The organism is Amycolatopsis sp. TNS106 (genome assembly GCF_019330265.1).
In the GTDB taxonomy this organism is placed as follows: Bacteria; Actinomycetota; Actinomycetes; order Mycobacteriales; family Pseudonocardiaceae; genus Amycolatopsis; species Amycolatopsis lurida.
Genome location: NZ_CP024972.1, coordinates 1,386,628 through 1,400,399, shown reverse-complemented (window position 1 = coordinate 1,400,399; position 13,772 = coordinate 1,386,628). Strand labels below are relative to the sequence as shown.

Genomic DNA, 13,772 nt, shown 5'->3' with positions numbered 1-13,772 from the left:
GACAGGATGGCCCTGATCACGATCAAGTAAGCCTAGCGGCCCCTGTACGGGGGTCTCACAGGCTGTGCCAATAGACTCCCGCTACCTCAGACGTGTGACATCGAGTGGAAACCGGGAGGGCGGGTGCCGACCAACCAGCAGCGCCGCGAAGCCGCGAAGCGCAAGCTCGAGCGACAGATCGTGCGACGGGCCGAACAGGCCAAGCGGCGCAGGATCGTCGGCTCGGTAGCGGTCGTCGGCGTCGTCGCCATCGTGGCGGGCGCGGTGTGGTGGATCGTCAGCAGCAACAGTGGTGACGATGCCGCCTCCGACGCTTCCCCGAGCTCGGCTCCTCCGACCCCCGAGGTCACCATCCCCACGGAGCGCACTCCGATGCCGAAGCGGCCGACGCCGCTGGCGAACCCGGTGGCCTGTGACTACAAGGACGACGCCAGCAAGCCGGCTTCGAAGAAGGTGAACAAGCCGGAAGGCAAGGACGTCTCTTCGAACGGCACGGTGAACGTCGTGCTGAAGAGCACGGCGGGCGACATCCCGCTGACGCTCGACCGGGCGCTCGCCCCGTGCGCCGTCCAGAGCTTCATCAGCCTCTCGCAGCAGGGCTACTTCAACGACACCAAGTGCCACCGGCTCGGCACCACCGGCCTGCAGATGCTGCAGTGCGGTGACCCCGAGGCCAGCGGCATGGGCGGCCCGGGCTACACCATGCCGGACGAGGGGTTCAAGGAGATCAAGTACGGCCGCGGCATCCTCGCGATGGCGAAGACGCAGCAGCCGAACTCCGGTGGCAGCCAGTTCTTCATGGTCTATGGCGAGGCCGAACTGCCCCCGGACTACTCGGTCTTCGGCAGCATCTCCGACGACGGCCTGAAGGTGCTCGACAAGGTCGCCAAGGCGGGCGCGAACGCGCAGGCCGGCAACGGCGACGGCACCGGCCCGCCCAACACCGAGGTCAAGTTCACCGGCGTCACGGTCAACGCCTGACGTGAAGCTGGAAGTCAACGGCGCACCCGCCCGGTCGGAAGACCTGGCGGGCGCGTTCGGCTATGGCCACTTCACCGCGATGCAGGTCCGGGACGGCAAGGTCCGCGGCCTGGACGTCCACCTCCGCCGTCTCGCGACGAGCACGCGGCGCATGTTCGCCCACGACCTCGACACCGAGGCGGTGCGCGGGTACGTACGGCAGGCCATCCGGGGCGAGGACGCGCTGTCCGTGCGGGTCTTGATCTTCTCCCGGGCGTTGGACTGGTCCGACCCCGGCGCCCCGGCGGCACCGGACGTCCTCGTCCGGACCGGGCCGCCCCGGGAGCACGTGATGACACCGTTGCGCCTGCGGTCCGTGCGCTACGAACGGGTGCTTCCGGAGGTCAAGCACGTCGGTACGTTCGGCCTGCTCCACCACACGCGCGAGGCGAAGCTGGCGGGATACGACGACGCGCTGTTCGTCGACCACCAGGGCCGGATCAGCGAGGCGTCGATCTGGAACGTCGGTTTCCTCGACGGCGGCACGGTGGTCTGGCCGCAGGCGCCGGTGCTCGACGGCATCAGTCAGCAACTGGTGCGACGCGGCCTCGAGCGCAACGGGATCCCACAGGCGGTCCGCGACGTCCACCCCGCCGATCTTCCCGGGTTCGACGCCGTGTTCCTGACCAATTCGGAGTCGGTCGGCTGGCCGGTGGCGTCGGTGGACGACGTCGTGCTGCCGTTCGCTCCGGAGACGAGCCGGATCCTGACCGAAGCGTACGAAAGCAATCCCTGGGACGAGATCTAGCTCAGCGGTAGGTGAACTTCGGCGGCCGCCGCGCCAGGAACGCGGCCACTCCCTCGGCGTAGTCCTCGCCGTGCAGGGCGCCGAGCCGGATCTCGTCGACCTCGGCATCGGATTCCCGCTGTCCCGCCACGATCTTCTCGATGATCCGGTTCATCCCGCGCACCGATGCCTGCGAACGCGAAGCCAGCGTGTCGACGAACTTCGCGGTCGCGGCCTCCAACTCATCGGCAGGGAAGACGTCGTTCAGCAACCCGATCTCCCGTGCCCGCCGCGCGTCGACGAGTTCACCCGAGAGCAGGAAGTACTTCGCGTTCGCCGGGCCGACCAGGGAGACCAGCCGCCGGGTGGAGTCGAAGTGGTAGACGATCCCGAGTTTCGCCGGTGTGATTCCGAAGCGTGAACCCTCCGCGGCGAAGCGGAAATCGCAAGCGACCGAGAGCTGGCACCCGCCGCCGATGCAGTTCCCCTTGATCATCGCGACCGTCGGCTTCCGGGAAGCGGTCAGCGCCGCCACGGCCCCGTCGACGGCCTTGTCGTAGGTCTCGGCGGCGTCGGCGGTGGAGCGCAGTTCCCGGAACTCGCTGATGTCCGCGCCCGCCGAAAAGTGCGCGCCCGCGCCGGTCAGGACGAGGACCTTGATCGCCGGATCCGCCTCCACCCGCGCCACCACGTCCGGGATCGCCGACCACATCCCGTAGGTGATCGCGTTCATCTTCTCCGGCCTGGTGAACGTCAGCCGCGCGACTTCGCCGTCACGAGTGAACTCGAACCCGTCAGTCATGCTCCGCACCCTAAGTGCGTGCTTCCACCGCAACCAGCCGAATGTGGGCAAGACGTCCGACGCGTTCCCGGCTCGCTCGGATCCTGTGGCTCGTCGCCGGGACGGCCGCCGTGCTCTGGCTCACCTCGTGGCTGCTCGGCGTGGGTGACGACCCGGTAGGTCTCGCGCCCCGCCTCCCGTCCAGGTCTTCTACGCCTGGCAGGCACCGCGAGGTCCAGCAGCGGCTCACGACAGCGGGCCTCTGCGACGCATCCATGACATAGCCTCCGAAAGGCGGCTGGCAGCGCGTTCCCCCTGTGGTTTTCTGGTCGGCCAACGAGCAAGGGGGAACTCGATGGCCAAACGCGTGCTCGGACTTCTCACGATCGCTCTGCTCACCTCCGCCCTGCTGAGCGGGCCGTCCACGGCCACGGCGGCGCCCGCGCGGATCCAGCCCGATCCCCTGCTGATGTTCCCCCACCGTCCGGCGACGACGGACTGGGCGGCCGTGCTCCGAGACCGGGCGGCCAAAAGTACGGCACGAGACCGGGCTGTGGCCCAGAACCCCTTGCCCTACCAGGAAAAGGAACCGCCAGGGAGATCCGGCGCCAACGACTCCCCCGCCGACGCCGAGCACATCACCGGGTTCGGCACCCGGCGCGGCGAAAACTCCAAGGCCCGCCTGACCGGCGATCTGAAACCGGACTCCTCGGTTCCCACCGTTCCCCCGGCCACCGAGCCCGATGACGCCTTCGGTCTCGCGACCGAAACCGGCGTCGGCGCCGCGCGCCGGGCAATCCGCACGAGCGGCACCATCGGCGACGGGCCTTACGGCCGCGCGGGTGACGGCACGGGCGACTTCGACTTCTACCGCTTGAGCGCGGGGGCCGCCCCGGTGACGTTCTCCGCGCGGACCCTGACCCCGGCCGGCGATCTCGACACGCTTCTCGCGTTGTACGACAGAAATGGTCTGTGGGCGATCAACGACAACGCCGGCGGGTCCACCGACTCGACGCTCACGTTCACCATCCCGCCCGGCCGGGAGTTCTTCCTCGTGGTGGGCTCCGGCCCGTTCGGTCTGCCGTCGGAGCCCACGGAGCCCGGCACCGGCACCGGCGCCGGGACCGAGGGGCCGTACGAACTGACGATCACCAGCGGCAAGAGCGGTGGCGACCTCGACTACTACTCGGTCGATCTGCGAGCCGGAGACGTGCTCGGCGCGTCGGTGGCCGGCGGCGGGACACGGCTCGCGGTGTACGACCCCACCGGGCGCGAGGTCTTCGGCTCCTCGCAGGATGCCACGGCGATCTTCTCGACGGCCTCACCGATGCCCGGCGGCGGCAACGCCGTCGTGGACTTCGTGGCGCCGAAGGCAGGCCGCTACCGGCTCGGTGTCGAGGCGGGCGAAAACGCGTACGACATCAAGCTCGAGGCGTTCCGTCCCGGCACGGAAACCGCGCCGCGCGGCAACGTCCACACGATCTTCCTGGACTTCGACGGCGCCAGGGTCAACACCTCGATCTTCGGCACCGGCGGCGGCATCCGCGATCTCTCGCCGCTCTCGGCCTTTCTGCCGCGCTGGGGTCTCGCCGCCGGAGACGAACGCGCGCTGACCGACGCGATCATCGCCGCCGTCAGGGAGAACCTCGAACGCGACCTCATCGCCAAAGGCACGAACCCGAGGTTCGCCCTGCGCGTCCTCAACAGCCGGGATCACGCGGATCCGTGGGGGCGGCCGAACGTGAGCCGGATCGTCGTCGGCGGCACCAGGGTCGAATCCGGCATCGACACCATCGGGATCGCGCAGTCGATCGACGCGGGCAACTTCGGCAAGGAAGAGACCGCACTGGTGCTGCTCGACGAGATCAGCTCGCCCGCCGGACCGGCCTGGTCGCTCAACACCTACCTCGGGACCGGCGGCGACAGGATCGCGTTCATCGGCCGCGCGGTCGGCAACATCACCAGCCACGAAGCCGGGCACATGTCGGGCAGCTGGCACACCGACCTGTCCAACGCCGTCCCCGGGATCATGGACCCCGGCGGTGATCCGGCGGTGATGTTCGCCGTTGGCCCCGACGGACGCGGAGGCACGGCCGACGATCCGGATCTCGACCTAGTCGAAGAGCAGATCAGCCCGGCCGAAGGCTTCACCGGGATCGAGGACACCCTCAACCGCAGTGCGTGGGCCTTCGTCCGCGGAACCGGCTAGGACGCCGACGTCACCCGATAGACGTCGTAGACGCCTTCGACACCTCGGACCACCTTCAGCACGTGTCCGAGGTGCTTCGGGTCGCCCATCTCGAACGAGAACCGGCTGACCGCGACCCTGTCGCGTGACGTCGTGACCGACGCGGACAGGATGTTGACCTTCTCGTCCGCGAGCACCTTCGTGACGTCCGAGAGCAGACGATGCCGGTCGAGCGCTTCGACCTGGATCGCGACGAGGAACACCGAGGACGCCGACGGCGCCCATTCGACCTCGACCAGCCGTTCGGGCTGGGCCCGCAGGTCGTCGGCGTTGGTGCAGTCGGTCCGGTGCACGCTGACGCCGCCGCCTCGCGTGACGAAACCGAGGATCTCGTCGCCGGGCACCGGCGTGCAGCAGCGGGCGAGCTTGGCCCAGATGTCGCTGGCGCCCTTCACCACGACACCGACGTCGTTCGAACCGCGCCGGCGAGTGACCGTGGACGGTGTCGCGCGCTCGGCGAGTTCTTCTTCCGCCTCGTCGACCCCGCCGATGAGCGCGACCAGCCGCTGTACGACGTGCTTCGCGCTGGTGTGGCCCTCACCGACGGCCGCGTACAGCGAACTGATGTCGGGATGCCGCAGTTCGGTGGCGACCGCGCCCATCGACTCGGCGGAGACCAGCCGCTGGATCGGGAGGCCGACCTTGCGGACCTCCTTGGTGATGGCCTCCTTGCCGCCTTCGATCGCCTCGTCGCGGCGTTCCTTGGCGAACCACTGCCGGATCTTCGCGCGGGCCTTGGGCGAACCGGCGAACTGCAGCCAGTCACGGCTCGGCCCGGCCGTCTCGGCCTTCGAGGTGAAGATCTCGATGACCTCGCCGTTCTCCAGCTTGCGCTCGAGCGCGACGAGCCTGCCGTTGACGCGGGCGCCGATGCAGCGATGCCCGACCTCGGTGTGCACGGCGTAGGCGAAGTCGACCGGCGTCGAATCGACCGGCAGCGTGATCACGTCACCCTTGGGCGTGAACACGAAGATCTCGCGCGAAGCGAGTTCGTAGCGCAGTGACTCGAGGAAGTCTCCCGGGTCCGCCGCTTCACGCTGCCAGTCGAGGAGCTGGCGCATCCACGCCATCTCGTCGACGTCCACGGCGTTCCCGTTGTGGGTGCCCTTGGTCTCCTTGTACCGCCAGTGCGCGGCGATGCCGTATTCGGCGGTGCGGTGCATCTCGTAGGTACGGATCTGGACTTCCAGCGGTTTGCCGTCCGGCCCGATCACGGTGGTGTGCAACGACTGGTACACACCGAAACGAGGCTGCGCGATGTAGTCCTTGAACCGGCCGGGGACCGGCTGCCACAGCGCGTGGACGACGCCCATCGCGGCGTAGCAGTCGCGGACGTCCTCGACCAGGATCCGCACGCCCACCAGATCGTGGATGTCGTCGAGGTCGCGGCCGCGGACGATCATCTTCTGGTGGATCGAGTAGTAGTGCTTCGGCCTGCCCTCGACCTTGGCGGTGATCCGCGAGCCTTCGAGGTTGCCGGTCAGCTCGGTGATCACCGAGCGCAGGTACGTGTCGCGCGAAGGCGCGCGATCGGCGACCAGGCGAACGATCTCGTCGTACTTCTTCGGCTGCAGGATGGCGAAGGCCAGGTCCTCCAGCTCCCATTTGACCGTCGCCATGCCGAGCCGGTGCGCCAGCGGGGCGAGGACCTCCAGGGTCTCGCGGGCCTTCCTGGCCTGCTTCTCCGGCGGCAGGAAGCGCATCGTGCGCATGTTGTGCAACCGGTCGGCGAGCTTGATGACCAGCACGCGCGGGTCGCGAGCCATCGCGATGACCATCTTGCGGATGGTCTCGGCCTCGGCGGCCGTGCCGAGTTTGACCTTGTCCAGTTTGGTGACCCCGTCGACGAGCTCGCCGACCTTCTCGCCGAAGTCGGCCTTCAGGCTCTCGAGCGAGTAGCCGGTGTCTTCGACGGTGTCGTGCAGCAAGGCCGCCACCAGCGTCGTGGTGTCCATGCCGAGTTCGGCGAGGATGGTCGCGACCGCGAGGGGATGCGTGATGTACGGGTCGCCGGACTTGCGCCGCTGCTCCCGGTGGAGCTCTTCGGCGACGTCGTAGGCGCGCTGGAGCTGCGCGAGATCCGCGTTGGGATGCAGCTCGCGGTGAATGACGGCGAGCGGTTCGAGAACCTGCTTGACCGGGGCGGCGCGCTGCGCGGTGATCCGGCGGGCGAGGCGGGCACGCACACGGCGTGTCGCGGACGGCGTCGGCGCTGCCCCCTGTCGCGCCGCACCGTTCTGCTCGGTGCCGTCCTTCGAGGACACCGCGGCATCGAGCTCTTGGCTCACCCGCACCTCCTGCGCTTCGTGCGGCCTTCGGACATCAAGGGTAACCGCTCCCCCTCGCGGCTCACTTGGTACGCCCGGTCAACACACCCGGAGGGCCTCCACACGGCGCCCTTCAAGCACGGAACGACCACCGAGCGCACCGAGTTCCATCACCACCGAAACCCCGGTGACCTGCGCTTTCGCGTCTTCCAGCAGTTTGCAGGTCGCCGCGACCGTGCCACCGGTCGCGAGCACGTCGTCCAGGACCGCGACACGCTGGCCGGGCTCGACGACACCTTCGGGGAGTTCGACGGTCGCGGTGCCGTACTCCAGCGTGTAACCGACCCTGCCCGCGACGCGGGGCAGCTTGCCCGGCTTGCGGATCAGCGCGACACCGAGGCCACGGGCGTAGCCGACCGCGGCGGCCAGCAGGAATCCGCGTGCTTCCACGCCCGCCAGCAGGTCCACGTCGGGATCGACGGTGGCGGCCAGCGCGTCGGTGACGGCCTTGAAGCCCGCCGCGTCGGCGAACAACGGGCTCAGGTCCCGGAACAGCACGCCGGGTTCCGGGAAGTCCGGCACGTCGGCGATGAGGTCGAGTGCCTTGTCCAGCTCCATGTGGTTCCTGCTCTCCAGTCGTGCTTCCGGTCCCTGAACGCTATGAACGGTCCGTTACTTGCAAATTTCGCAAGGAACGGACCGTTCATAGCGCTTGAAACCGGGAGTTACCTCTTGCGCTTGCCCGACGGACGGCCCTTGTGGGCCTTCTGGTTCCGCGCGGGGACGCTCGCCGCGGCGGCGTACGCCTTCTCCTTGCGGAGTTCGGCGGCCAGCGCGTCTTCGTCGTTCGGGTCGAAGTCGTCGTCGCGCTCGGCGGCCTTGCGGGCCTGGTTCGCACGCCGCGAAGCGACCCGATCGGCCTGCTGACGGTACTTGGCGTCGCGCATCTTGAAATCGACCAGCAGCGGGGTCGCCAGCGCGACCGACGACAGCACACCGACCACGGTGCCGGTGAGCTGCACCAGCGCGAGTTCCTGCAGGGTGCCGGAGCCGAGCAGCAGGTACCCGATCACCAGCAGGCCGAGGATCGGCAGCGCCGCGATCAAGGACGTGTTGAACGAACGCATCAGCGTCTGGTTCAACGCCAGGTTCGCCGCTTCCCCATATGTCCGGCGAGTGAGCCCGAGCAGGCCGCGCGTGTTCTCGCGGACCTTGTCGAACACCACCACCGTGTCGTACAGCGAGAACCCGAGGATCGTCAGCAGACCGATCACCGTCGCCGGCGTGACCTCGAAGCCGATCAGCGAGTACACACCGGCCGTCACCACGATGTCGTTCAGCAGGGTGACCAGTGCCGCGGCCGCCATCCGGGGGTCGAAGTACAACGCCAGGAACAACGTGACCGCCAGCAGGAAGACCCCGAGCGCGATCAGTGCCTGCCGGGAGATCTCACCGCCCCAGGACGCGCTCACCGCGCTGTCACTGATCGCCTGGACACTCGGCTGCCCGCTGGACCCGATCGGGCCCAGCTCCTGGAACAGGGCCTGCTTCACCTTGGCGACCTCGGCCGCGTCGAGCGTGTCCGAGCGGAGCTGGATGGTCGACGAGACACCGGCGCCGACCTTCTGCGCCTCGTCCGCGGGCTTGCCCAGCGCGTCGGCGAAGACCTCCTTGGCCCGCTCTTCGGTGATCTGCCCGTTCTTGCCGTTGGCGGGCAGCTGGATCTGGGTGCCGCCTTCGAAGTCGATGCCGAAGTTGAAGCCCTTGACCCCCATCGAAGCAATGCACACCAGCACCAGCGCACCGAAGAAGAGGTACCAGCGCTTGCGGACCCCGACGACGTCGAACACGCCGGTGCCCACGTACATACGGCGGAAGACGCTCTCGTGCTTGTTCTCGGTGGTGCTCTTCTCGTCGACCACGGTCACGCCTCCTTCACGTTCGTACGGCCGGGAACGGCGCGAGCGGCCTTGCGGTCCGAACCCACCTGCTGCACGGCGCCGAGGCCGAGGTTCTTGGGGTTGGACAGGAACTTCGACTTGGACCTGGACACCATGGCGACCAGGGGATGCGTGACGAGGTAGACGACCACGAGGTCGAGGACCGTCGACATGCCGAGGGTGAACGCGAAGCCCTTCACGTCACCGACGGCCAGCAGGTAGAGGATCGCCGCGGCGAGGAAGCTGACCGCGTCCGCCGCGAGAATCGTGCGCTGGGCTCGAGACCAGCCACGCGGGACCGCGGACCGGAACGTCCTGCCCTCGCGGATTTCGTCCTTCAGCCGTTCGAAGTAGATGACGAACGAGTCCGCGGTGATACCGATCGCGATGATCAGGCCTGCCACACCCGCGAGGTCGAGGGTGTAGCCGATCCACCGCCCCAGCAGCACCAGGACCCCGTACACGATCGTGAACGACAAGCCGAGCGACAGGATCGTTAGCAGGCCGAGCAGCCGGTAGTAGAACATGCAGTAGATGAAGACGGCCAGCAGGCCGATTCCGCCGGCGATCAGCCCCGCCTGCAGCGACGCGAGACCCAGCGTCGCGGACACCGTCGTCGCGTCCGAGGACTCGAACGAAAGCGGCAGCGAACCGTACTTCAGCACGTCCGCCAGGTCCTTCGCCTCGGTCTGGCTGAACCGGCCGGTGATCTGCGTCTGGCCGCCGAGGATCGCGGACTGGATGGTCGGCGCGGAGACGACCTGCGTGTCGAGGACGAACGCGGCCTGCTTCTGGACGTTCTTCGAGGTGAAGTCGCCCCAGATCCGGGACCCTTCGCCCTTGAAGTTCAGGTTGACGACCCACTGGGAGTTCTGGGTGTCGTAGCCCGAGGAGGCGTCGGAGATCTCCGTTCCGGGCAGGAACTCCGGCTCCAGCAGGTACTTCATGGTGTTCTTGTCACCGCAGGCGACCAGCGGCTTGTCGGTGAGGTCGTTGCCGACCAGCGGGTCCGCGATCTTGGGGTCGCAGTTGAGCGCGGCGAAGGCCTTTTCGGCCGCCGCGGCCTGCTTCGCCTGGTCCGTCGACAGCAGATCGGGGTTCTGCCGGAGGTTCCGGGCCTCCTCGATCTCCCGCTTGGTCTTCTCGTCGGCATTCTCGTCCGGCTGCTGCTGCGGCGCGCCGGCGGCTCCACCGCCACCGTTGGCCGGGCTGCTCGGCGGGGCGCTCGCCCCCGGCGAGGCCGGGGGCGCCGACGGTGCCGACGACGGCGCACCCGAAGCGGGCGGGGTCGACGGCTGCTGAACCGGGGTCACCGGCTGCGACGTCACGACCTTCCGGAAGCCCAGCTTCGCGGTCTTGCCCAGGGTCTTGGCCTGGTCGCCCTGCTCACCGGGGACGGTGATGACGACGTTGCTGCCGTCGAGGACGACCTCGGTGCCGCTGACGCCGATACCGTTGACCCGGCGCTCGATGATCGAGCGGGCCTGTTCGAGGGACTCTCGCGGAGGGTCGCCGCCGTCGGGGTTTCGGGCGGTCAGGGTGACCCTCGTGCCGCCTTGCAGATCGATGCCGAGCTTCGGCGTCGGCTTGCCGCTACCGGTGAAGAACACCAGGGCGTACAGCGCCACCACGATCAGGGCGAAGAAGGCGAGATAGCGTCCCGGGCGGAGATGCCCGGCCGGTGCGGCCACTGTGCTTCGGTCTCCTCGGACGGACTGGGTTTTTCCCCAATGGACTTGGCTGTTCACTCACTGGACGGGAGTCCGGCGGTACCGCGAACGAGCACGACTATGACGACGGACACGCACGCAGCACCGAGACACTACTCGGTGCTGCGTGAGCCCGGCGTTGGCCCCGCACCTACGAAAGTCTGGTGTCGGGGATGGCCTTACAACCGCTACTTCTTGCCGTGCTCCAGCGGAGGAGCGATCTGCGCGCCCGACTTCTCCTCGACGCGCTCGTCGTCCTTCGACTCGACGACCGGCGCCTCGACGACCTCGTCGGTGGTGTCGGTGACGTCTTCGTCGGTCTCGACGACCGGCTCGACCTTCTCGCGGACGGCCTGGCGCAGCCAGGTGGTCACGACGCCCGGAGCGATCTCGAGGTCGATCGTGGTGTCGGCGGAAGCGTCGGCGACGGACGCGTAAAGACCGGAGGTGGTCATCACCCGGTCACCGGGAGCCAGGCTCGCGAGCAGCTCCTGCTGCGCTGCCGCCGCCTTCTTCTGCTTACGGGTGCCCATGACGAGCGGAATCGCCACAACGAGCATCAGGAGCAGCGGCAGCAATAACTGGTTCATGATTCTCCATTTCGAGCGGACGCCGCGCGGTGCGCTGTTTTGTCCGGTTTGGCGGGGTGTGCTCTCTCCGAGTGTGCCAGGTGCCAGCGGAAACTCCACCACCACCCGTCGTCACCACGGGCCTCGGACCACGTGAACGGCCCGGTCAGTCCTGGTCGAACAGGTTCGGTCCGCCCTGCTCGCCGCGTGTGGCGCCGGCCGGGGCCGGCAGGCCGAGGTGTTCCCACGCGGCCGCTGTGGCGACCCGGCCGCGAGGAGTGCGGGCGAGCATACCGGCGCGGACCAGGTAAGGCTCACACACCTCCTCGACGGTGGTCGGTTCTTCCCCCACCGCGACGGCCAGCGTGGACACACCGACCGGGCCGCCGCCGAAGGAGCGGACCAGCGCGGTCAGCACCGCCCGGTCGAGCCGGTCGAGGCCGAGTTCGTCGACGTCGTAGACCTCCAGCGCGGCCCGCGCGATCTTGCGCGTGACCTTGCCGTCGGCCCGGACCTCGGCGTAGTCGCGCACCCGGCGCAGGAGCCGGTTCGCGATCCGGGGTGTGCCGCGGGACCGGCGGGCGATCTCCGCGCAGCCGTCCCGGTCGATGTCGATGTCGAGGATCGTGGCGGCGCGCCGGGCGACGAGTTCGAGTTCGCTGTCGCTGTAGAACTCCATCTGGCCGGTGAAACCGAACCGGTCGCGCAGCGGGCCGGTCAGCGAACCGGATCTCGTCGTGGCGCCGACCAGCGTGAACGGCGCGATCTCCAGCGGGATGCTGGTGGCACCGGGCCCCTTGCCGACGACGACGTCGACCCGGAAGTCCTCCATCGCGAGGTACAGCATCTCCTCGGCGGGGCGGGCGATGCGGTGGATCTCGTCGATGAACAGGACGTCGCCGGGTGCCAGGTTCGACAGCATCGCGGCCAGGTCGCCCGCGCGTTCCAGCGCCGGTCCGGAGGTGATGCGGATGGCGGCGTTGAGTTCGGCGGCGACGATCATCGCCATACTCGTCTTGCCGAGCCCCGGCGGACCGGAGAGCAGAACGTGATCCGGCGGGACACCCCGGCGGCGCGCGCTTTCCAAGACCAGTTCGAGCTGCTCACGCACCCGTGGCTGGCCGACGAACTCGTCCAGCTTCCGCGGGCGCAGCGTGGTCTCGACCTCGCGTTCGCCGGTCTGCGGCAGCGCCGAGAGCGTCTCAGTGTCGCCATCGGTCTCGAATTCCGTCACTGCGTCATAGTCCATGTGGCCGGCTACCGCTTACGCCCGAGGGTGGCCAACGCGGCGCGCAGCACGGACGACGTCGTGTGGCCTTCGCCCTCGCCGAGCACCTTGTCGACGGCCTGTTCGGCCTGCTTGGCCGGGAACCCGAGGCCCGCGAGCGCCTCGACGACCTCGCTTCGCAGCGCACCGGGCGCGACGATCGCCGGGGAGCCGTCTGTCGGGCCCGCGAGCGCGGTGACCTTGTCGCGGAGTTCGAGCGTGAGCCGCTCGGCGCCCTTGCGGCCGATGCCGGGCACCTGGGTGAGCACGGTGATGTTGCCTTCGACCAGCGCGGAACGCAGCTTGTCGGGATCGAGGACGGCGAGTGTCGCGAGCGCGAGCCGCGGGCCGATCCCGGAGACCGTCTGCAGCAGGCCGAACAGTTCGCGGGCGTCGGCGTCGGCGAAACCGAACAGCGTCAAGGAATCCTCGCGGACCACGAGCGCGGTGTGCAGCATCGCCTCCTCGCCGCGGCGAAGCGTCGCGAGGGTGGAGGGGGTGGCCTGCACGGCGAAGCCCACTCCCCCGACTTCGATCACGACGTGGTCGAGACCGATGGAGAGGATTTCACCGCGTACCGAGGAGATCATCGAGCCGCTCCCTGCGTTTTGGCTTGTTTGGCCGCGGCGGCGAGCCTGGCCTTGTGGTTCTTGGCGATCTCGGCGGCCCTGGCCTCGGCTTCGGCGAGCCGGACGCGCATCGGTTCACGCCACAGATGACAGATGGCGAGCGCGAGCGCGTCCGCGGCGTCCGCCGGATGCGGTTTGACCTCGAGCCCGAGCAGCCGCATGACCATACCGGTGACCTGCGCCTTGTCCGCGCGACCGGACCCTGTGACGGCGGCCTTGACCTCACTCGGGGTGTGGAACACGACCGGCAGCCCGCGTTTGGCCGCGGCGAGCGCGACGACGCCGCCCGCCTGCGCGGTGCCCATCGCGGTGCGCACGTTGTGCTGCGCGAAAACCCGTTCCACGGCGACGGCCGCGGGCTTGTACCGGTCGAGCCAGCGCTCGACGGCGTCGGAGATTCCCAGCAGCCGTACGGAAAGATCGGCGTCCGGCGGGGTCCGTACGACGTCGACGGCCACGGCGCGGACGGTGCGGCCCGTGCCGCCGTCGACCACTCCGAGCCCGCACCTGGTCAGACCGGGGTCGACCCCGAGTACCCGCACGCGTTTCCTCCGCTCCGGCGAACATCAGTTCGAGATCCGAGGCTACCCGGAGCGGGCTCCGGGCAAGATGAGG

At 68.8% G+C, this 13,772-nt stretch carries 12 protein-coding genes; 3 read left to right on the top strand and 9 right to left on the bottom strand.

Features of this window, described 5'->3' with window-relative positions; genetic code table 11:
- Positions 1 to 123: 123 nt before the first annotated feature.
- On the top strand, positions 124 to 981 hold the full coding sequence (locus CVV72_RS06220) for a peptidylprolyl isomerase (RefSeq protein ID WP_219151458.1): 858 nt from the start codon (positions 124 to 126) through the stop codon (positions 979 to 981).
- Position 982: 1 nt separating this feature from the next.
- A complete protein-coding gene (locus CVV72_RS06215) occupies positions 983 to 1,768 on the top strand; it encodes an aminotransferase class IV family protein (protein WP_219151457.1) in 786 nt (261 codons plus the stop codon).
- 1 nt (position 1,769) lies between these two features.
- On the opposite strand, the gene CVV72_RS06210 is transcribed toward CVV72_RS06215, so the two are convergent.
- A complete protein-coding gene (locus tag CVV72_RS06210; RefSeq protein WP_219151456.1) occupies positions 1,770 to 2,549 on the bottom strand; it encodes an enoyl-CoA hydratase/isomerase family protein in 780 nt (259 codons plus the stop codon).
- A gap of 334 nt (positions 2,550 to 2,883) precedes the next feature.
- On the opposite strand from CVV72_RS06210, the gene CVV72_RS06205 reads away from it, so the two are divergent.
- Positions 2,884 to 4,737: a PPC domain-containing protein gene (locus CVV72_RS06205; protein ID WP_219151455.1), complete on the top strand. Its 1,854-nt coding sequence runs from the start codon at positions 2,884 to 2,886 to the stop codon at positions 4,735 to 4,737.
- Here CVV72_RS06205 and CVV72_RS06200 read toward each other — a convergent pair.
- The 8 genes from CVV72_RS06200 to ruvC form a co-directional block, all read right to left on the bottom strand.
- On the bottom strand, positions 4,734 to 7,064 hold the full coding sequence (locus CVV72_RS06200; RefSeq protein ID WP_034307772.1) for a bifunctional (p)ppGpp synthetase/guanosine-3',5'-bis(diphosphate) 3'-pyrophosphohydrolase: 2,331 nt from the start codon (positions 7,062 to 7,064) through the stop codon (positions 4,734 to 4,736). The genes CVV72_RS06205 and CVV72_RS06200 overlap by 4 nt on opposite strands.
- Positions 7,065 to 7,142: 78 nt before the next feature.
- Complete coding sequence (locus CVV72_RS06195; protein WP_034307775.1) at positions 7,143 to 7,661, bottom strand: adenine phosphoribosyltransferase; 519 nt, start codon at positions 7,659 to 7,661, stop codon at positions 7,143 to 7,145.
- A 107-nt stretch (positions 7,662 to 7,768) separates the two neighbouring features.
- Positions 7,769 to 8,911: a protein translocase subunit SecF gene (secF, locus tag CVV72_RS06190; RefSeq protein ID WP_255632758.1), complete on the bottom strand. Its 1,143-nt coding sequence runs from the start codon at positions 8,909 to 8,911 to the stop codon at positions 7,769 to 7,771.
- Between the two features lie 56 nt (positions 8,912 to 8,967).
- Positions 8,968 to 10,674 carry a protein translocase subunit SecD gene (secD, locus tag CVV72_RS06185; RefSeq protein ID WP_219151453.1) on the bottom strand — a complete coding sequence of 569 codons (1,707 nt, stop codon included), beginning with the start codon at positions 10,672 to 10,674 and terminating at the stop codon, positions 8,968 to 8,970.
- Positions 10,675 to 10,880: 206 nt separating this feature from the next.
- Entirely contained in the window at positions 10,881 to 11,282 is a 402-nt protein-coding gene (gene yajC, locus CVV72_RS06180) for a preprotein translocase subunit YajC (protein WP_219151452.1), read from the bottom strand.
- A gap of 145 nt (positions 11,283 to 11,427) precedes the next feature.
- Positions 11,428 to 12,510, bottom strand: coding sequence for a Holliday junction branch migration DNA helicase RuvB (gene ruvB / locus CVV72_RS06175; RefSeq protein WP_219151451.1), 1,083 nt, complete (start codon positions 12,508 to 12,510; stop codon positions 11,428 to 11,430).
- An 8-nt stretch (positions 12,511 to 12,518) separates the two neighbouring features.
- Positions 12,519 to 13,118: a Holliday junction branch migration protein RuvA gene (gene ruvA, locus CVV72_RS06170; RefSeq protein WP_219151450.1), complete on the bottom strand. Its 600-nt coding sequence runs from the start codon at positions 13,116 to 13,118 to the stop codon at positions 12,519 to 12,521.
- Complete coding sequence (gene ruvC / locus CVV72_RS06165) at positions 13,115 to 13,699, bottom strand: crossover junction endodeoxyribonuclease RuvC (RefSeq protein ID WP_219151449.1); 585 nt, start codon at positions 13,697 to 13,699, stop codon at positions 13,115 to 13,117. Before ruvC ends, ruvA begins: the two co-directional genes overlap by 4 nt.
- Positions 13,700 to 13,772 lie beyond the last annotated feature (73 nt).